This window comes from Sulfurospirillum diekertiae (assembly GCF_002162315.1).
Classification (GTDB): domain Bacteria; phylum Campylobacterota; class Campylobacteria; order Campylobacterales; family Sulfurospirillaceae; genus Sulfurospirillum.
Genome location: NZ_CP021416.1, coordinates 2818627 through 2837126, shown reverse-complemented (window position 1 = coordinate 2837126; position 18500 = coordinate 2818627). Strand labels below are relative to the sequence as shown.

Genomic DNA, 18500 nt, shown 5'->3' with positions numbered 1-18500 from the left:
TGTCAAATTCAATCTTTGAAATCTAAATAAGCGACCTTAGTCAGTGACGCGAAAAAAGAGATTATCAACTCTTTATTAAAAAAGAGATACTTTAAGTCAAATGAAGAACACTTCATAAATTTTATGGAGAGTTTGATCCTGGCTCAGAGTGAACGCTGGCGGCGTGCTTAACACATGCAAGTCGAACGGACTTAATGAGCTTGCTTATTAAGTTAGTGGCGCACGGGTGAGTAATATATAGCTAACCTGCCCTTTAGTGGGGGACAACAGTTGGAAACGGCTGCTAATACCCCATACTCCAACTTATCCTAAGATAAGTTGGGAAAGATTTATTGCTAAAGGATGGGGCTTTATTGTATCAGCTAGTTGGTGGGGTAATGGCCTACCAAGGCAATGACGCATACCTGGTCTGAGAGGATGATCAGGCACACTGGAACTGAGACACGGTCCAGACTCCTACGGGAGGCAGCAGTGGGGAATATTGCACAATGGAGGAAACTCTGATGCAGCAACGCCGCGTGGAGGATGACGCATTTCGGTGTGTAAACTCCTTTTATAAGGGAAGATAATGACGGTACCTTATGAATAAGCACCGGCTAACTCCGTGCCAGCAGCCGCGGTAATACGGAGGGTGCAAGCGTTACTCGGAATCACTGGGCGTAAAGGATGCGTAGGCTGGAAATCAAGTCGAGAGTGAAATCCAACGGCTCAACCGTTGAACTGCTCTCGAAACTGGTTACCTAGAATATGGGAGAGGTAGATGGAATTAGTGGTGTAGGGGTAAAATCCGTAGATATCACTAGGAATACCGATTGCGAAGGCGATCTACTGGAACATTATTGACGCTGAGGCATGAAAGCGTGGGGAGCAAACAGGATTAGATACCCTGGTAGTCCACGCCCTAAACGATGCACACTAGTTGTTGCGATGCTAGTCATTGCAGTAATGCACTTAACAGATTAAGTGTGCCGCCTGGGGAGTACGGTCGCAAGATTAAAACTCAAAGGAATAGACGGGGACCCGCACAAGCGGTGGAGCATGTGGTTTAATTCGAAGATACACGAAGAACCTTACCTGGCCTTGATATCCTAAGAATCCTGTAGAGATACGGGAGTGCTAGTTTACTAGAACTTAGAGACAGGTGCTGCACGGCTGTCGTCAGCTCGTGTCGTGAGATGTTGGGTTAAGTCCCGCAACGAGCGCAACCCTCGTGATTAGTTGCTAACAGTTCGGCTGAGCACTCTAATCAGACTGCCTTCGTAAGGAGGAGGAAGGTGAGGACGACGTCAAGTCATCATGGCCCTTATGGCCAGGGCTACACACGTGCTACAATGGCTAGGACAAAGAGACGCGATACTGCGAAGTGGAGCAAATCTTAAAACCTAGTCTCAGTTCGGATTGAAGTCTGCAACTCGACTTCATGAAGCTGGAATCGCTAGTAATCGTAGATCAGATATGCTACGGTGAATACGTTCCCGGGTCTTGTACTCACCGCCCGTCACACCATGGGAGTTGAATTCACCCGAAGCCGGAATACTAAACTAGTTACCGACCACGGTGGGTTCAGCGACTGGGGTGAAGTCGTAACAAGGTAACCGTAGGAGAACCTGCGGTTGGATCACCTCCTTTCTAGAGTATAGGGACACTATCTCACAATGGTGCTCCGGCGAGAACTGCTAAGGAAGCTTATTTAGTTTTGAGAGATTGAATGAAAGAGGGGCTTATAGCTCAGGTGGTTAGAGCGTACCCCTGATAAGGGTAAGGTCAGAGGTTCGAGTCCTCTTAAGCCCACCATGGGGAATTAGCTCAGCTGGGAGAGCGCCTGCTTTGCACGCAGGAGGTCAGCGGTTCGATCCCGCTATTCTCCACCATTTTTTAAAAAGTGGTAAAAGAATTGTATCAAGACATTGTTAGTGAAGATGAGGACACAAGGTCTAATATAAGAACAATTGCGGTTGTTTTTATATTAGACTTTTTAGTCTAAGTTTATGTTCTATAATTTAGAATACGACGCTTTGCGTTGTACTTTAGGTTTGGTTCTTTAAGATAGCTTTGCTATCTGATGAAAGAACATAGAGATGTTATTTAATTTATTATTGTCAAAGTCAACAAAACGCAAAAAAAACAATTTACAACTTGTTAGATGGTTTACATTTAATAAGGGAGTGAAATGTGCATTAGAATACAAATAGGTAAGCTATTAAGAGCGAATGGTGGATGCCTAGGCTGTAAGAGGCGATGAAGGACGTACTAGACTGCGATAAGTTGCGGGGAGCTGTCAAGAAGCTTTGATCCGCAAATTTCCGAATGGGGCAACCCAACTGACAGGAATGTCAGTTACCCTGCGGGGAGCGAACCTGGTGAAGTGAAACATCTCAGTAGCCAGAGGAAGAGAAATCAAATAGAGATTCCGATAGTAGCGGCGAGCGAACTTGGAAGAGGGCAAACCAGATGCTTGCATCTGGGGTTGTAGGACTGCGTTATAGAATGATGATAGGTAGTAGAGTAACCTGGAAAGGTTAACCATAGCGGGTGATAGTCCCATATACGAAATCTAGATTCATCTTAGCAGTATCCTGAGTAGGGCGGAACACGTGGTATTCTGTCTGAAGCCGGGAGGACCACCTCCCAACCCTAAATACTACTTACAGACCGATAGTGAACCAGTACCGTGAGGGAAAGGTGAAAAGAACCCCAGTGAGGGGAGTGAAATAGAACCTGAAACCATTTGCTTACAATCATTCAGAGCCCTATGATTTATCAGGGTGATGGACTGCCTTTTGCATAATGAGCCTGCGAGTTGTGGTATCTGGCGAGGTTAAGAAAACTCGGAGCCGTAGCGAAAGCGAGTCTTAATAGGGCGAATTAGTCAGATGCTGCAGACCCGAAGCGAAGTGATCTATCCATGAGCAGGTTGAAGCTGGTGTAAGAGCTAGTGGAGGACCGAACTCATTGACGTTGAAAAGTCTCGGGATGACTTGTGGATAGGGGTGAAAGGCCAATCAAACTTCGTGATAGCTGGTTCTCTCCGAAATATATTTAGGTATAGCGTCATGTTGTAATATACGGGGGTAGAGCACTGATTGGGCTAGGGCCTATACCAAGGTACCAAACCCTATCAAACTCCGAATACCGTATATGTAATCATGGCAGTCAGGCGGCGGGTGATAAAATGCGTCGTCAAGAGGGGAACAACCCAGACTACCAGCTAAGGTCCCAAAGTGATAACTCAGTGGAAAACGATGTGGAGTTGCTCAAACAACCAGGAGGTTGGCTTAGAAGCAGCCATCCTTTAAAGAAAGCGTAACAGCTCACTGGTCTAGCGATTCTGCGCGGAAAATATAACGGGGCTAAAGTTATCCACCGAAGCTGTAGATTCTATTTTTAATAGAGTGGTAGGAGAGCGTTCTAGTCAGCATTGAAGGTGTACCGGTAAGGAGCGCTGGAGCGGCTAGAAGTGAGTATGCAGGCATGAGTAGCGATAAAACGGGTGAGAATCCCGTTCGCCGAAAACCCAAGGTTTCCTACGCGATGTTCGTCATCGTAGGGTTAGTCGGGACCTAAGTCGAGTCCGAAAGGGGTAGAACGATGGAAAGTTGGTTAATATTCCAACACCAATTATAGAGCGCGATGGAAGGACGCTTAGGGCTAAACGAGGCAACTGATGGAATAGTTGTTCGAAGGGTGTAGATTAGATTACAGGCAAATCCGTAATCTTTTATTCGAGACCTGACAGGCACTTGATGCTCTTCGGAGTGGATGGTGAATCGTTGATGCCGTCGAGCCAAGAAAAGTTTCTAAGTATATCTGTAATTGCTCGTACCGTAAACCGACACAGGTGGGTGAGATGAGTATTCTAAGGCGCGTGGAAGAAACCTGGTTAAGGAACTCTGCAAAATAGCACCGTATCTTCGGTATAAGGTGTGCCTCCTTCTGTATAGAGACTTGCTCTCGAAAGCGGAAAAGGTTGCAACAAAGAGTCCCTCCCGACTGTTTACCAAAAACACAGCACTCTGCTAACTCGTAAGAGGATGTATAGGGTGTGACGCCTGCCCGGTGCTGGAAGGTTAATTGATGTGGTTAGCGCAAGCGAAGCCATTGATCGAAGCCCCAGTAAACGGCGGCCGTAACTATAACGGTCCTAAGGTAGCGAAATTCCTTGTCGATTAAATATCGACCTGCATGAATGGCGTAACGAGATGGGAGCTGTCTCGACCAGGAATCCAGTGAAATTGTAGTGGAGGTGAAAATTCCTCCTACCCGCGGCAAGACGGAAAGACCCCGTGGACCTTTACTATAGCTTGACACTGCTGTTGGGATAAAGATGTGCAGGATAGGTGGGAGGCTTTGAGAGTATGACGCCAGTTGTACTTGAGCCATTGTTGAGATACCACTCTTCTTTATTCTGATAGCTAACTGGGACATATTATCTATGTTCAGGACAATGTCTGGTGGGTAGTTTGACTGGGGCGGTCGCCTCCTAAAAAGTAACGGAGGCTTACAAAGGTTGGCTCAGAACGGTTGGAAATCGTTCGCAGAGTATAATGGTACAAGCCAGCTTGACTGTGAGACATACACGTCGAGCAGAGACGAAAGTCGGTCATAGTGATCCGGTGGTTCTGTGTGGAAGGGCCATCGCTCAAAGGATAAAAGGTACCCCGGGGATAACAGGCTGATCTCCCCCAAGAGCTCACATCGACGGGGAGGTTTGGCACCTCGATGTCGGCTCATCGCATCCTGGGGCTGGAGCAGGTCCCAAGGGTATGGCTGTTCGCCATTTAAAGCGGTACGCGAGCTGGGTTCAGAACGTCGTGAGACAGTTCGGTCCCTATCTGCCGTGGGCGTAGGAAAGTTGAGGAGAGTTAACCCTAGTACGAGAGGACCGGGTTGAACGAACCACTGGTGTACGGGTTGTTCTGCCAAGAGCATCGCCCGGTAGCTATGTTCGGATGTGATAACCGCTGAAAGCATCTAAGCGGGAAGCCAACTCCAAGATTAACTTTCCCTGAAGACCTCATGAAGACTACATGTTTGATAGGCTGGGTGTGTAATGGGTGAAAGCCCTTTAGCTGACCAGTACTAATAGGTCGTTTGGCTTACATATTATTACGTATGATAATGCTATTTCACTTCCTTATTAAGTGTAAAGCGCTTTGTTGACTAGACAATACTAAAATCACCCAAGAATGGTGAATTAAGCCTATTTCGCTATAATACGACATAGATTTAATTCACGATTCTGGTGGCTATAGAGAAGAGGAAACGCCCTGTCCCATTTCGAACCAGGAAGCTAAGCTCTTCATCGCCGATAATACTTTCCCTTACTGGGATGGAAACGTAGGTCGCTGCCAGTTCCGTGATTCTTTTTTACAATGATTCCTTCATCTCGTCTTATTCAAAGGCGGTATCCCCCTTGTCTCTTAATCAACATATAGCTTCTCTATTCATCCAATAAATACTAATCTATATCCTTAAATATATCCTCTCTTTTACATTATTCATTGATTTACTCCTCGTAAAAGTATTTTTTTATTATGACCATAATATTTACATTTTTAACTCAAATCTTTTCTTCTTGTTTTCGGTTTTTTTTATAATTATGAGTTATCAGTATGCAAAAATAATATTGATATTTGAGTTATATAGGATATGAAGAATATTTTACAATCTATTATTGTTTTTTTGATCGAGTTTAATGTCTTTGTAAGGTGCAAGGATATATAATTTCGTCCTCGTTTGAGAAAGCGGGGTTAAAGAGAAGTACCCAAAGTAGGGGACAAGCTTCACGTTCATTACCATTTTAACAATGTCAAATTCAATCTTTGAAATCTAAATAAGCGACCTTAGTCAGTGACGCGAAAAAAGAGATTATCAACTCTTTATTAAAAAAGAGATACTTTAAGTCAAATGAAGAACACTTCATAAATTTTATGGAGAGTTTGATCCTGGCTCAGAGTGAACGCTGGCGGCGTGCTTAACACATGCAAGTCGAACGGACTTAATGAGCTTGCTTATTAAGTTAGTGGCGCACGGGTGAGTAATATATAGCTAACCTGCCCTTTAGTGGGGGACAACAGTTGGAAACGGCTGCTAATACCCCATACTCCAACTTATCCTAAGATAAGTTGGGAAAGATTTATTGCTAAAGGATGGGGCTTTATTGTATCAGCTAGTTGGTGGGGTAATGGCCTACCAAGGCAATGACGCATACCTGGTCTGAGAGGATGATCAGGCACACTGGAACTGAGACACGGTCCAGACTCCTACGGGAGGCAGCAGTGGGGAATATTGCACAATGGAGGAAACTCTGATGCAGCAACGCCGCGTGGAGGATGACGCATTTCGGTGTGTAAACTCCTTTTATAAGGGAAGATAATGACGGTACCTTATGAATAAGCACCGGCTAACTCCGTGCCAGCAGCCGCGGTAATACGGAGGGTGCAAGCGTTACTCGGAATCACTGGGCGTAAAGGATGCGTAGGCTGGAAATCAAGTCGAGAGTGAAATCCAACGGCTCAACCGTTGAACTGCTCTCGAAACTGGTTACCTAGAATATGGGAGAGGTAGATGGAATTAGTGGTGTAGGGGTAAAATCCGTAGATATCACTAGGAATACCGATTGCGAAGGCGATCTACTGGAACATTATTGACGCTGAGGCATGAAAGCGTGGGGAGCAAACAGGATTAGATACCCTGGTAGTCCACGCCCTAAACGATGCACACTAGTTGTTGCGATGCTAGTCATTGCAGTAATGCACTTAACAGATTAAGTGTGCCGCCTGGGGAGTACGGTCGCAAGATTAAAACTCAAAGGAATAGACGGGGACCCGCACAAGCGGTGGAGCATGTGGTTTAATTCGAAGATACACGAAGAACCTTACCTGGCCTTGATATCCTAAGAATCCTGTAGAGATACGGGAGTGCTAGTTTACTAGAACTTAGAGACAGGTGCTGCACGGCTGTCGTCAGCTCGTGTCGTGAGATGTTGGGTTAAGTCCCGCAACGAGCGCAACCCTCGTGATTAGTTGCTAACAGTTCGGCTGAGCACTCTAATCAGACTGCCTTCGTAAGGAGGAGGAAGGTGAGGACGACGTCAAGTCATCATGGCCCTTATGGCCAGGGCTACACACGTGCTACAATGGCTAGGACAAAGAGACGCGATACTGCGAAGTGGAGCAAATCTTAAAACCTAGTCTCAGTTCGGATTGGAGTCTGCAACTCGACTCCATGAAGCTGGAATCGCTAGTAATCGTAGATCAGATATGCTACGGTGAATACGTTCCCGGGTCTTGTACTCACCGCCCGTCACACCATGGGAGTTGAATTCACCCGAAGCCGGAATACTAAACTAGTTACCGACCACGGTGGGTTCAGCGACTGGGGTGAAGTCGTAACAAGGTAACCGTAGGAGAACCTGCGGTTGGATCACCTCCTTTCTAGAGTATAGGGACACTATCTCACAATGGTGCTCCGGCGAGAACTGCTAAGGAAGCTTATTTAGTTTTGAGAGATTGAATGAAAGAGGGGCTTATAGCTCAGGTGGTTAGAGCGTACCCCTGATAAGGGTAAGGTCAGAGGTTCGAGTCCTCTTAAGCCCACCATGGGGAATTAGCTCAGCTGGGAGAGCGCCTGCTTTGCACGCAGGAGGTCAGCGGTTCGATCCCGCTATTCTCCACCATTTTATCAAAAGTGGTAAAAGATTGTATCACGACATTGTTAGTGAAGATGAGGACACAACGTCTAATATAAGAACAAGAGAGATTGTTTTTATATTAGACTTTTTAGTCTAAATGTTATTTAATTTATTATTGTCAAAGTCAACAAAACGCAAAAAAAACAATTTACAACTTGTTAGATGGTTTACATTTAATAAGGGAGTGAAATGTGCATTAGAATACAAATAGGTAAGCTATTAAGAGCGAATGGTGGATGCCTAGGCTGTAAGAGGCGATGAAGGACGTACTAGACTGCGATAAGTTGCGGGGAGCTGTCAAGAAGCTTTGATCCGCAAATTTCCGAATGGGGCAACCCAACTGACAGGAATGTCAGTTACCCTGCGGGGAGCGAACCTGGTGAAGTGAAACATCTCAGTAGCCAGAGGAAGAGAAATCAAATAGAGATTCCGATAGTAGCGGCGAGCGAACTTGGAAGAGGGCAAACCAGAATGCTTGCATCTGGGGTTGTAGGACTGCGTTATAGAATGATGATAGGTAGTAGAGTAACCTGGAAAGGTTAACCATAGCGGGTGATAGTCCCATATACGAAATCTAGATTCATCTTAGCAGTATCCTGAGTAGGGCGGAACACGTGGTATTCTGTCTGAAGCCGGGAGGACCACCTCCCAACCCTAAATACTACTTACAGACCGATAGTGAACCAGTACCGTGAGGGAAAGGTGAAAAGAACCCCAGTGAGGGGAGTGAAATAGAACCTGAAACCATTTGCTTACAATCATTCAGAGCCCTATGATTTATCAGGGTGATGGACTGCCTTTTGCATAATGAGCCTGCGAGTTGTGGTATCTGGCGAGGTTAAGAAAACTCGGAGCCGTAGCGAAAGCGAGTCTTAATAGGGCGAATTAGTCAGATGCTGCAGACCCGAAGCGAAGTGATCTATCCATGAGCAGGTTGAAGCTGGTGTAAGAGCTAGTGGAGGACCGAACTCATTGACGTTGAAAAGTCTCGGGATGACTTGTGGATAGGGGTGAAAGGCCAATCAAACTTCGTGATAGCTGGTTCTCTCCGAAATATATTTAGGTATAGCGTCATGTTGTAGTATACGGGGGTAGAGCACTGATTGGGCTAGGGCCTATACCAAGGTACCAAACCCTGTCAAACTCCGAATACCGTATATGTAATCATGGCAGTCAGGCGGCGGGTGATAAAATGCGTCGTCAAGAGGGGAACAACCCAGACTACCAGCTAAGGTCCCAAAGTGATAACTCAGTGGAAAACGATGTGGAGTTGCTCAAACAACCAGGAGGTTGGCTTAGAAGCAGCCATCCTTTAAAGAAAGCGTAACAGCTCACTGGTCTAGCGATTCTGCGCGGAAAATATAACGGGGCTAAAGTTATCCACCGAAGCTGTAGATTCTATTTTTAATAGAGTGGTAGGAGAGCGTTCTAGTCAGCATTGAAGGTGTACCGGTAAGGAGCGCTGGAGCGGCTAGAAGTGAGTATGCAGGCATGAGTAGCGATAAAACGGGTGAGAATCCCGTTCGCCGAAAACCCAAGGTTTCCTACGCGATGTTCGTCATCGTAGGGTTAGTCGGGACCTAAGTCGAGTCCGAAAGGGGTAGACGATGGAAAGTTGGTTAATATTCCAACACCAATTATAGAGCGCGATGGAAGGACGCTTAGGGCTAAACGAGGCAACTGATGGAATAGTTGTTCGAAGGGTGTAGATTAGATTACAGGCAAATCCGTAATTTTTTATTCGAGACCTGACAGGCACTTGATGCTCTTCGGAGTGGATGGTGAATCGTTGATGCCGTCGAGCCAAGAAAAGTTTCTAAGTATATCTGTAATTGCTCGTACCGTAAACCGACACAGGTGGGTGAGATGAGTATTCTAAGGCGCGTGGAAGAAACCTGGTTAAGGAACTCTGCAAAATAGCACCGTATCTTCGGTATAAGGTGTGCCTCCTTCTGTATATGGACTTGCTCCAAAAAGCGGAAAAGGTTGCAACAAAGAGTCCCTCCCGACTGTTTACCAAAAACACAGCACTCTGCTAACTCGTAAGAGGATGTATAGGGTGTGACGCCTGCCCGGTGCTGGAAGGTTAATTGATGTGGTTAGCGCAAGCGAAGCCATTGATCGAAGCCCCAGTAAACGGCGGCCGTAACTATAACGGTCCTAAGGTAGCGAAATTCCTTGTCGATTAAATATCGACCTGCATGAATGGCGTAACGAGATGGGAGCTGTCTCGACCAGGAATCCAGTGAAATTGTAGTGGAGGTGAAAATTCCTCCTACCCGCGGCAAGACGGAAAGACCCCGTGGACCTTTACTATAGCTTGACACTGCTGTTGGGATAAAGATGTGCAGGATAGGTGGGAGGCTTTGAGAGTATGACGCCAGTTGTACTTGAGCCATTGTTGAGATACCACTCTTCTTTATTCTGATAGCTAACTGGGACATATTATCTATGTTCAGGACAATGTCTGGTGGGTAGTTTGACTGGGGCGGTCGCCTCCTAAAAAGTAACGGAGGCTTACAAAGGTTGGCTCAGAACGGTTGGAAATCGTTCGCAGAGTATAATGGTACAAGCCAGCTTGACTGTGAGACATACACGTCGAGCAGAGACGAAAGTCGGTCATAGTGATCCGGTGGTTCTGTGTGGAAGGGCCATCGCTCAAAGGATAAAAGGTACCCCGGGGATAACAGGCTGATCTCCCCCAAGAGCTCACATCGACGGGGAGGTTTGGCACCTCGATGTCGGCTCATCGCATCCTGGGGCTGGAGCAGGTCCCAAGGGTATGGCTGTTCGCCATTTAAAGCGGTACGCGAGCTGGGTTCAGAACGTCGTGAGACAGTTCGGTCCCTATCTGCCGTGGGCGTAGGAAAGTTGAGGAGAGTTAACCCTAGTACGAGAGGACCGGGTTGAACGAACCACTGGTGTACGGGTTGTTCTGCCAAGAGCATCGCCCGGTAGCTATGTTCGGATGTGATAACCGCTGAAAGCATCTAAGCGGGAAGCCAACTCCAAGATTAACTTTCCCTGAAGACCTCATGAAGACTACATGTTTGATAGGCTGGGTGTGTAATGGGTGAGAGCCCTTTAGCTGACCAGTACTAATAGGTCGTTTGGCTTACATATTATTACGTATGATAATGCTATTTCACTTCCTTATTAAGTGTAAAGCGCTTTGTTGACTAGACAATACTAAAATCACCTGAAGAATGGTGAATTAAGCCTATTTCGTTATAATACGACATAGATTTAATTCACGATTCTGGTGGCTATAGAGAAGAGGAAACGCCCTGTCCCATTTCGAACCAGGAAGCTAAGCTCTTCATCGCCGATAATACTTTCCCTTACTGGGATGGAAACGTAGGTCGCTGCCAGTTCGTGATTCTTTCTTTTACAACATACCTTTTATCTCGTCTTATTCAAAGGCGCTTTCCTCTGATTATTCTCAATACAAAGCTTCATCATTATTTGATAATAAATCATCATATGATCTCTTCTTCACTTTATACACCTCTTTATCTCTCTTGGTATTCTGCTGCCCTTGTTAAATAAAATTTTGTAAGCTCATTATTTAAATATCATTTATTTTTATTATAATTATTATTAAATATATACAGTTTTATTTTTTTCAATTATCTTTTAGACTCTTTGCGTTACTATGAGCGTTCAACTTAAATTATAAGGATATAACATGAAAAAAAGTCTTCGGTTTACTTGTTTCAGCATTCTTGGTATTGGGGTTAATGAGTACATCTGCATTTGCAGATGCAGCAAAAGGACAAAAGTACTATCTTAAGTATATGAAAGATGGTTCAGGAATGAATGGTGCGAAATTCGCAACACAACACACTCAAGCAGAGTGGAAAGCACTTTTTGATGGTAAAGCAGAGAAATTTGTTGCTGAGTATTCAAAAAAATATCCAGGGTTAGATGGCTTTCTAAAAGGCGATAAATTTGAGAAATTTATGCTAGATATTAGAGATTTCTGTGTTGAGTTTGCAAGCGATAGCGGCAACGTTCCGTCTTGTTAATTCTCTCTACAATATTTTTATGCTTTTCAGATAAATAATAAAATTATCTGAAAAGCAATTATTAAAGTTAAATAATATTTACTTAAATAGTGCTACTTTTCAGTTTTAAACCTCGTTTTTTAAGAAAAGTAAAAATAATATTTACTTATTTCTTCTAATAATTAACTTTTTAAATTAAAATTTATTTTACTTTTGTTATGATGACTCCATATTTAAATTTTGGAAAGGAGAAATGATGAAAAAAGTCTTCGGTTTACTTGTTTCAGCATTCTTGGTATTGGGGTTAATGAGTACATCTGCATTTGCAGATGCAGCAAAAGGACAAAAGTACTATCTTAAGTATATGAAAGATGGTTCAGGAATGAATGGTGCGAAATTCGCAACACAACACACTCAAGCAGAGTGGAAAGCACTTTTTGATGGTAAAGCAGAGAAATTTGTTGCTGAGTATTCAAAAAAATATCCAGGGTTAGATGGCTTTCTAAAAGGCGATAAATTTGAGAAATTTATGCCAGACATTAGAGATTTCTGTGTTGAGTTTGCAAGCGATAGCGGCAACGTTCCGTCTTGCTAGTTGTGTAAAATAATTCTTACTTAAAAAGGTAAAAAAAAGATGAAGAAATTTATTGCTCCATTGCTCATAGGAGCTGCATTATCATCTTCAGCATTTGCTGCTGATGATTCACTCAAGCAAGAAGTTGAAGCGCTTAAAGCGCAAATGGCCGAGCTACAAAGTGCTCAATCAAAAATCAATATAGATGCACTAAAAGCTCAAGTTAATGAGATTAAGGCACATGATGCAGGCGATAATATTAAGTTTAATGTTGACTTCAGAACAGCATATGATGCGGTTAGTTATAAACTTAATAATGCACCAGATAAAGATAATGGTATTTGGACCAATAAATTAATTCTAGGTATGGCATCTCAACCTGCTGATAATCTAGTTTTTCAAGGCAAGCTTGGTGTATATAAAGCATTTGGTCAAAATAATATAGATCAAACCAGCATGTTTCAAGCGTTTGACTGGTATGGCACTAATAAGCCAGGCGATGATAGTATTAAGTTAAGAGAAGCCTATTTTATATATTCTAATGACATAAGTGATGTCCATTATGCTGTTTCATTTGGTCGTCGTCCATCACTTGATGGTTTTATGACTGACCTTAGAGCAGATAATGAAAATCCAGCCTCTCCTGTAGGTCACAATATCAGTATGGAATTTGATGGCGCAAGTTTTAAATTTGATTTTGATAAAGTCACGGGTATTTCAGGACTTTACTTTAAAATCTGTCTAGGTAGAGGTTATTCTAATACAACAGGTTCATACTCAATGAATTCATCAGGTGGATTTAATCCAGCATATATTGAAGATAGTGCTAATCCTAATATGGATCTAGCGGGACTCTTAGTACAACTCTATGATAATGGTCAGTATAAAGTAATGGCTAATTACTTTAAAGCTTGGAATATGATGGATATTAATCCAATGACTTCGAATTTTAATACTGGGCAAATATTTTTTGGGGATGTAGGTGATATGACTGGTGGATCGTTATCCGTTCAAGTGAATGGTATAGGTGATGGTATCAGTGATTTCTTGGATGATAGTATTTTCTTCCTCTCTTATGCCTTTAACCAAACAGACCCAAAAGGTGTACATTTCATTCCTGATGGAATGGGTGGCGGCACAATGGGTACTGAAATGTTAGGATCTTCAAGTAAAGAGACAGGGTCTTCTGTTTATACTGGTCTTCAATTGCCAGGTATTGCTAAAGGCCAAAGACTTGGTTTAGAGTATAATCATGGTAGTAAATACTGGAGAAGCTATACTTATGGTGAAGATACACTTGCAGGTTCTAAGTTAGCTACACGTGGTGATGCCTATGAAATTTATTATAAGCTCCCAATTGTAAACAAAAATTTGACTGCACAGTTGAGTTATGTTTATATGAATTATGACTATACTGGTAGTAATACCTTCTTTGGTTGGACGGGAACGCCTATGGATCCATCAACAGTACCAGGCGCTGTTAAATCTGCTTCAGACGTTCGTGTATCTTTAAGATACAAATATTAATATCTATTTTATCTGCTTTTGAGAGGTCTTATGGCCTCTCTTTTCTTCCTTATTCGTTCAATCACTATAGTTTACCGCGTATCAAAAAGTCAAAAAACAGTAAAAATATGCTAGTCTATTACAAGATAGAATCAAGGAGTGAGCATGCGATATATCATGATGGCTTTAGTGTTGCTTGTCTTTATAGGGTGCTCAAAACTGAGCAAAGAGAATTATGACAAGATTCAAGTGGGCATGAGTTACACTCAAGTAACTGATATTTTAGGAAAAGCAACGAAATGTGATTCACTTGCGGGTATGAGTGACTGTACTTGGGGTGATGAAAAACAGTATATCAAAGTGAAAATGGTTGCGGATAAAGTAATGTTTATGCACTCACAAGGCATTGAGTGATTAACAAAGGATTAACATAGATCATCTATACTTCCAAGCGAAAATAAGGAGTTATAGATGAACGTTATTCCTCGAAATATATTAAGTGCGTTATTAACGGTTATGTTTGTAGTTGTTTCCATTACGGGTATCATGATGTATTTCAAAATTCGTATGCTCTCCAGTGAGGCACTACATATTTGGTTAGGTTTTGCTTTTGTGGCCATTTCTTGTGTGCATTTGCTCAAAAATTGGAATGGATTTATCACTTACTTTAAAAAACGCTCTACGCTAGTCTCTATCTTTTTTGGATTCTTCGTTATTACTGCAATTATCATTGCACCGTTATTGAACCCACAAGAAAAAGGCATTAATCCAAAAAGTAAAATTATTGGGACGATGATGAATGCACCACTTTCCAAAGTGGCGGCTTTTGTAGATTTAGATGAAGCGATGATGGTCAAAGTATTGGCAGATAAGCAAATCATTGCTTCTAGTAAGCAATCTGTTTCTGAAATTGCAAAAGCCAATGATAAAACAAACGATGATATTCTCAATATCGTTTTTACAGCGCCTAACGTGCCAGAATAGATCTTTACATGTAAAGATTTTTCCTTACATGTAAAGCTAAAATAAGGGCTATTTGTCCTCTTTTTTCATGGCTTCTTTAGCCCCTTTTACGGCACCATCCATCATATTCTTTGCTACTTCCCAAGCACGAAATCCTAATTTTTTCGCTTCTTGTGCAACTTGTTTAGCCGTGTCATTTTCAAATTCAAATTGTTTAAATGATTCTACTTTCGCAGAGGCTTTTTTCTCAAATTCATTGACATCTTTTTTGAGTGATTCGAGTTTTTTCTCAGCTCTATCTTTAAAGGTTTTTTCAAAGACTGAAGCTTCAGCTTTCAGTTGCTCTATACGTTCGCCAATAACCTCTTTTGCATCATTGGCAGCTCGTTTAATTTTGACGGTTGAACTAGTCATCTCTTTAATCATCTCTTTAACAAGACTAGCAGAGATTCCTTCACTTTGAGAAGCAAGAACCTCCAAGAGGGTAATAAACTGCTCATCAATGCGTACAAGGTCTTTACGAAGCTCTGAAAGGTCTGTTTCAAGGAGTCCTTCCATTGCATCTGTTGGTGCGTATTTAAGATCATTTTTAAACTTTTCAATTGCTTTCGTGATACCTTCTCTTACACCGTTGATAGAGCCGTCTAAAATATCTTTGGCGTGTCCTAGGTCTTCATCTGCAATTTCAATACTCGCGCCAATAATGGTACTTGAGATATTGATTATGCGCTGTTTTGTAAAATCACCTTCATGAATGGTTTGAAATGTAAGATTTTTAGTGATTTCATGAATCGTATCTGCAACATCACTGCCATTTTCAAGAGTTGTTAACAGTGCCTCTGCGGTTGTCTCTTTTAAAATACCGAGCATTTCAATTCCACGAAGTTTCGTGTCATGTATTGCTGTCAAAGCATTTTGTTGTGTTTCAGGTTGCATAGATACGATATGTGCTTCTATGGTGTTAAAGGTATCTGCAAGTACTGTGCGAATTTGCTGCTTTTGTGTATAAATACTTTTTTCTAGCTGCTCTTTTTCATAGATGCTTTTATATAAAAATGCCTCTTTCTCGTGAGTTGTTGCTTTTAAAAGACCATCGATGACACTACTAATAGCACGAGATGTTTTAAGTCCCTCATCGTGTAGTGCTTTGCAATAGAGCTCAAATAACTCTCCTATACGATTGTTGATATTGACTTCGTCCTTCAGACGTTGAATTTTTTTACGTGAAAGTTCAAAAGTAAGCTCACTAATGAGTTTATAAAGATCGGCATGCTCTTTATTCTCTTTGAGCGTGGCTAAAAAAATAGTGTAAGTTGATTCCATGGTAACCTCTCTTTTATAGTACGAATTTTATATGTTGATGTGCTTTGAGCATTTGAAAAAGCATTTTACGATCGTCAGCATTATGGACAAGTATGCGTAGGGTATAACTGGCGTAATTGCCTTTGTTACTATTTTGTGATTTTCGAATTTCATGTATACGATCTTCGAGTATCTCCTGCACTAAGGTTGTGACATTGTGTTCAGAACTTAGAACCAATTTATATTCCCAATGACAAGGATAATCAAGCTGAAGTTCGGGTGTAGTTTCCACTTTTTCCTCCACTTTTGGATTCAAGACGAATATCATTCAGCACCATTGATTTATCAATGGCTTTAGACATATCATAAATAGTTAGAAGACCAATACTGACCCCCGTAAGGGCTTCCATTTCAACGCCTGTTTGTCCTTTGAGTTTTGCTGTGACTGTTAGTTTAAATCCTGGAAGTTTTGGAAGCTCTTCAACATCACAGTTCACAGAAGTAAGCATCAATGGATGGCACATAGGAATAAGATCACTGGTTTTTTTCGTTCCCATAATGGCAGCAATAACAGCCGTTTGAAGAACAGGTCCCTTCTTCGTTTGTTGCGAAATAATCATATCAAATGCGATTTGACTCATTGTAATTGTACCACTGGCAACAGCAACTCTAAAACTCTCTATTTTGTCGCTAACATCGACCATTTTCGGTCGATCTTTTTCATCTAAATGGGTTAGTTTCATCCGCCCCTCTTTATTTTTGATAGAGCTTTGTAAAAACTCTTGAAAACGTGCATTTAAATTTCTTGCTTTCGCAAGAAGTTTGATCTATTATAACACCATTTCTCTTAAGAGAGTGTGTGATAAGAGTGTGTCATTTCTTCTCATTGTTTGCAAAAACAATCGCCTCTCTGCTTAGAAATCTTGATTTTATGCTACAATGATTTTGCAAAGTCGTTCAGTGTTATCTTAAGGTTAACGAAAGTTACGGGCACAAGGTAACGTGAATGATCCAAAAATGAGGAGTACGGTAAATGAATATTTACGTGGGCAATGTAAAGTATGAGATGACGGGAGAACAACTTCAAGAGATGTTTTCAGCGTATGGTGAAGTATCAAGTGCAAGAATCATCAGTGATAGAGAGACTGGACGATCAAAAGGTTTCGGTTTTGTTGAAATGCCAAATGATTCAGAAGCAAAAGCTGCTATCGAAGCAACAAATGAAAAAGAGATCGGCGGAAGAACTTTAAAAGTTAATGAAGCTAGACCTAGAGAAGAGCGTCCAAGAAGATCTCCTAGAGACTTTAACTAACGCTTACATGTAAAGAAACCCCACATCGCTTTGTGGAGTTTCTTTTACGTTTAATTATCGGGAAAGTGCAAAACCCAGACCGATACGATTACTTCGTTTATCATAGTCAATAAGACTTTCTGCATAACCACTATACAGTTGTACATATCCAAATAAATCTTTTTCCCAAAGTGGGAATGTCCAATCAAACTGAGCAGCACCTCTGTTGTTTTCTGATTGTAGATTATTTCTTAAGAGCATTTTAAATGTCTGTTGTTTCCACGGATAAATAAGCTCAAGATCTGCAGAGCCAAGATAGTCATCTATATTTGGATTGTCATCTGTGGCACTATTTTCTGGAATACGATACCAAATACGTGGCGCAATGACTAAACCACCTGCTTGTAAAAATGTTTTAGCATATAAACGGTTCCAAGAGCGTGATTTTTCTCCGCCTTGTCCATTGGATTCATGCAAAATACCAAATTGGTAGGCTTTCATAAAACTGTCTTTATCAAAGTGAGGCATAATCATGAAGAGCTCAGGTTGATAGTTTGTTTCACGAAATGGTGCTGATTCTGCGGCTGTTTGCCACCATGATGTTTGGGTATAGGCAACAACAAAACTTTCATGTAAGCCTAAGAGGTTATCGGTCAAACCTTTTTGGAAACTTACTTGGAATTTTGTCTCTTGATGATCTCTGTTGTCATGGCTAACAGCATCATAGGTAATTGGTAAAAGATAGTTCATCTTATACGGAGCAATGTCGAAGGATTGTGTTACCATTTGTTGCACTGAACTTTTGGTTTCCGCATCATCATTGTACGGAGTTAAAAATGAGCTATACACAGTTTCTTTACGCTCTATTTTTTGAAGTTGCTCTGTTAAACCACTTTCAAGTGCCTTATTTTGTGTCGTTTTCGTTTCCAAGCTTAAAATAGCAGCCTGCTTATACCATAAGAATGAACGATCAGATTCATGTTGTGCTTCATAGAATTTAGCCAATTCATAAGCAGCGTGTGCGTCACCATGCGTTGCTTTTTCCTCCAGAACACTGGTGTCGCTCGCCAAAAGTGCCCAAGGGATTTGTGCTACAATAGCACAGAGAAGTATTTTTTTCACATATTACCTTTCAAAAGATCAAATTATAACGCAATAATGATG

Annotated in this window: 10 protein-coding genes, 4 tRNA genes and 6 rRNA genes; 16 read left to right on the top strand and 4 right to left on the bottom strand. The window is 42.0% G+C overall.

Going from position 1 to position 18500, the window contains the following annotated elements; translation table 11 throughout:
- Positions 1–120: 120 nt before the first annotated feature.
- The 15 genes from Sdiek1_RS14550 to Sdiek1_RS14480 all read left to right on the top strand — a co-directional run bounded on the left by Sdiek1_RS14550 (position 121) and on the right by Sdiek1_RS14480 (position 14764).
- Positions 121–1629, top strand: a 16S ribosomal RNA gene (locus tag Sdiek1_RS14550).
- Between the two features lie 88 nt (positions 1630–1717).
- Positions 1718–1794: transfer RNA gene (locus tag Sdiek1_RS14545), tRNA-Ile, on the top strand.
- Position 1795: 1 nt separating this feature from the next.
- A tRNA-Ala gene (locus tag Sdiek1_RS14540) sits at positions 1796–1871 on the top strand.
- 319 nt (positions 1872–2190) lie between these two features.
- Positions 2191–5104: ribosomal RNA gene (locus Sdiek1_RS14535) — 23S ribosomal RNA — on the top strand.
- Between the two features lie 134 nt (positions 5105–5238).
- Positions 5239–5354: ribosomal RNA gene (rrf, locus tag Sdiek1_RS14530) — 5S ribosomal RNA — on the top strand.
- Between the two features lie 573 nt (positions 5355–5927).
- Positions 5928–7436, top strand: a 16S ribosomal RNA gene (locus Sdiek1_RS14525).
- 88 nt (positions 7437–7524) lie between these two features.
- Positions 7525–7601, top strand: a tRNA-Ile gene (locus Sdiek1_RS14520).
- A gap of 1 nt (position 7602) precedes the next feature.
- Positions 7603–7678 (top strand) — tRNA-Ala (locus Sdiek1_RS14515).
- A gap of 224 nt (positions 7679–7902) precedes the next feature.
- Positions 7903–10816: ribosomal RNA gene (locus Sdiek1_RS14510) — 23S ribosomal RNA — on the top strand.
- Between the two features lie 135 nt (positions 10817–10951).
- Positions 10952–11067: ribosomal RNA gene (gene rrf, locus Sdiek1_RS14505) — 5S ribosomal RNA — on the top strand.
- The 16S, 23S and 5S rRNA genes sit together here with 4 tRNA genes alongside, the layout of an rRNA operon.
- Positions 11068–11433: 366 nt before the next feature.
- Positions 11434–11721, top strand: a complete 288-nt coding sequence (locus Sdiek1_RS14500; RefSeq protein WP_087439761.1) for a hypothetical protein — start codon at positions 11434–11436, stop codon at positions 11719–11721.
- A 235-nt stretch (positions 11722–11956) separates the two neighbouring features.
- Positions 11957–12295 carry a hypothetical protein gene (locus tag Sdiek1_RS14495; protein WP_087439760.1) on the top strand — a complete coding sequence of 113 codons (339 nt, stop codon included), beginning with the start codon at positions 11957–11959 and terminating at the stop codon, positions 12293–12295.
- A gap of 39 nt (positions 12296–12334) precedes the next feature.
- Positions 12335–13801, top strand: coding sequence for a DUF3373 family protein (locus Sdiek1_RS14490; RefSeq protein ID WP_087439759.1), 1467 nt, complete (start codon positions 12335–12337; stop codon positions 13799–13801).
- Between the two features lie 144 nt (positions 13802–13945).
- Positions 13946–14194 carry a DUF3862 domain-containing protein gene (locus tag Sdiek1_RS14485; protein WP_087439758.1) on the top strand — a complete coding sequence of 83 codons (249 nt, stop codon included), beginning with the start codon at positions 13946–13948 and terminating at the stop codon, positions 14192–14194.
- 57 nt (positions 14195–14251) lie between these two features.
- Positions 14252–14764, top strand: coding sequence for a DUF4405 domain-containing protein (locus Sdiek1_RS14480; RefSeq protein ID WP_087439757.1), 513 nt, complete (start codon positions 14252–14254; stop codon positions 14762–14764).
- A 48-nt stretch (positions 14765–14812) separates the two neighbouring features.
- Here Sdiek1_RS14480 and Sdiek1_RS14475 read toward each other — a convergent pair whose 3' ends face one another.
- Genes Sdiek1_RS14475 through moaC form a run of 3 tightly spaced genes read right to left on the bottom strand, consistent with a single transcriptional unit; the run spans position 14813 to position 16788 of the window.
- The gene (locus Sdiek1_RS14475; protein ID WP_087439756.1) at positions 14813–16066 is read right to left on the bottom strand and encodes a DUF6781 family protein; all 1254 of its coding nucleotides are present in this window, start codon (positions 16064–16066) and stop codon (positions 14813–14815) included.
- 13 nt (positions 16067–16079) lie between these two features.
- Entirely contained in the window at positions 16080–16337 is a 258-nt protein-coding gene (locus Sdiek1_RS14470; RefSeq protein WP_087439755.1) for an HP0495 family protein, read from the bottom strand.
- Entirely contained in the window at positions 16309–16788 is a 480-nt protein-coding gene (moaC, locus tag Sdiek1_RS14465; protein WP_087439754.1) for a cyclic pyranopterin monophosphate synthase MoaC, read from the bottom strand. The genes Sdiek1_RS14470 and moaC overlap by 29 nt, the downstream gene beginning before the upstream one ends.
- A gap of 290 nt (positions 16789–17078) precedes the next feature.
- On the opposite strand from moaC, the gene rbp reads away from it, so the two are divergent.
- Entirely contained in the window at positions 17079–17357 is a 279-nt protein-coding gene (gene rbp, locus Sdiek1_RS14460) for an RNA-binding regulator (protein ID WP_087439753.1), read from the top strand.
- A gap of 54 nt (positions 17358–17411) precedes the next feature.
- On the opposite strand, the gene Sdiek1_RS14455 is transcribed toward rbp, so the two are convergent.
- Positions 17412–18458, bottom strand: a complete 1047-nt coding sequence (locus Sdiek1_RS14455) for a phospholipase A (protein WP_087439752.1) — start codon at positions 18456–18458, stop codon at positions 17412–17414.
- Between the last annotated feature and the right edge of the window lie 42 nt (positions 18459–18500).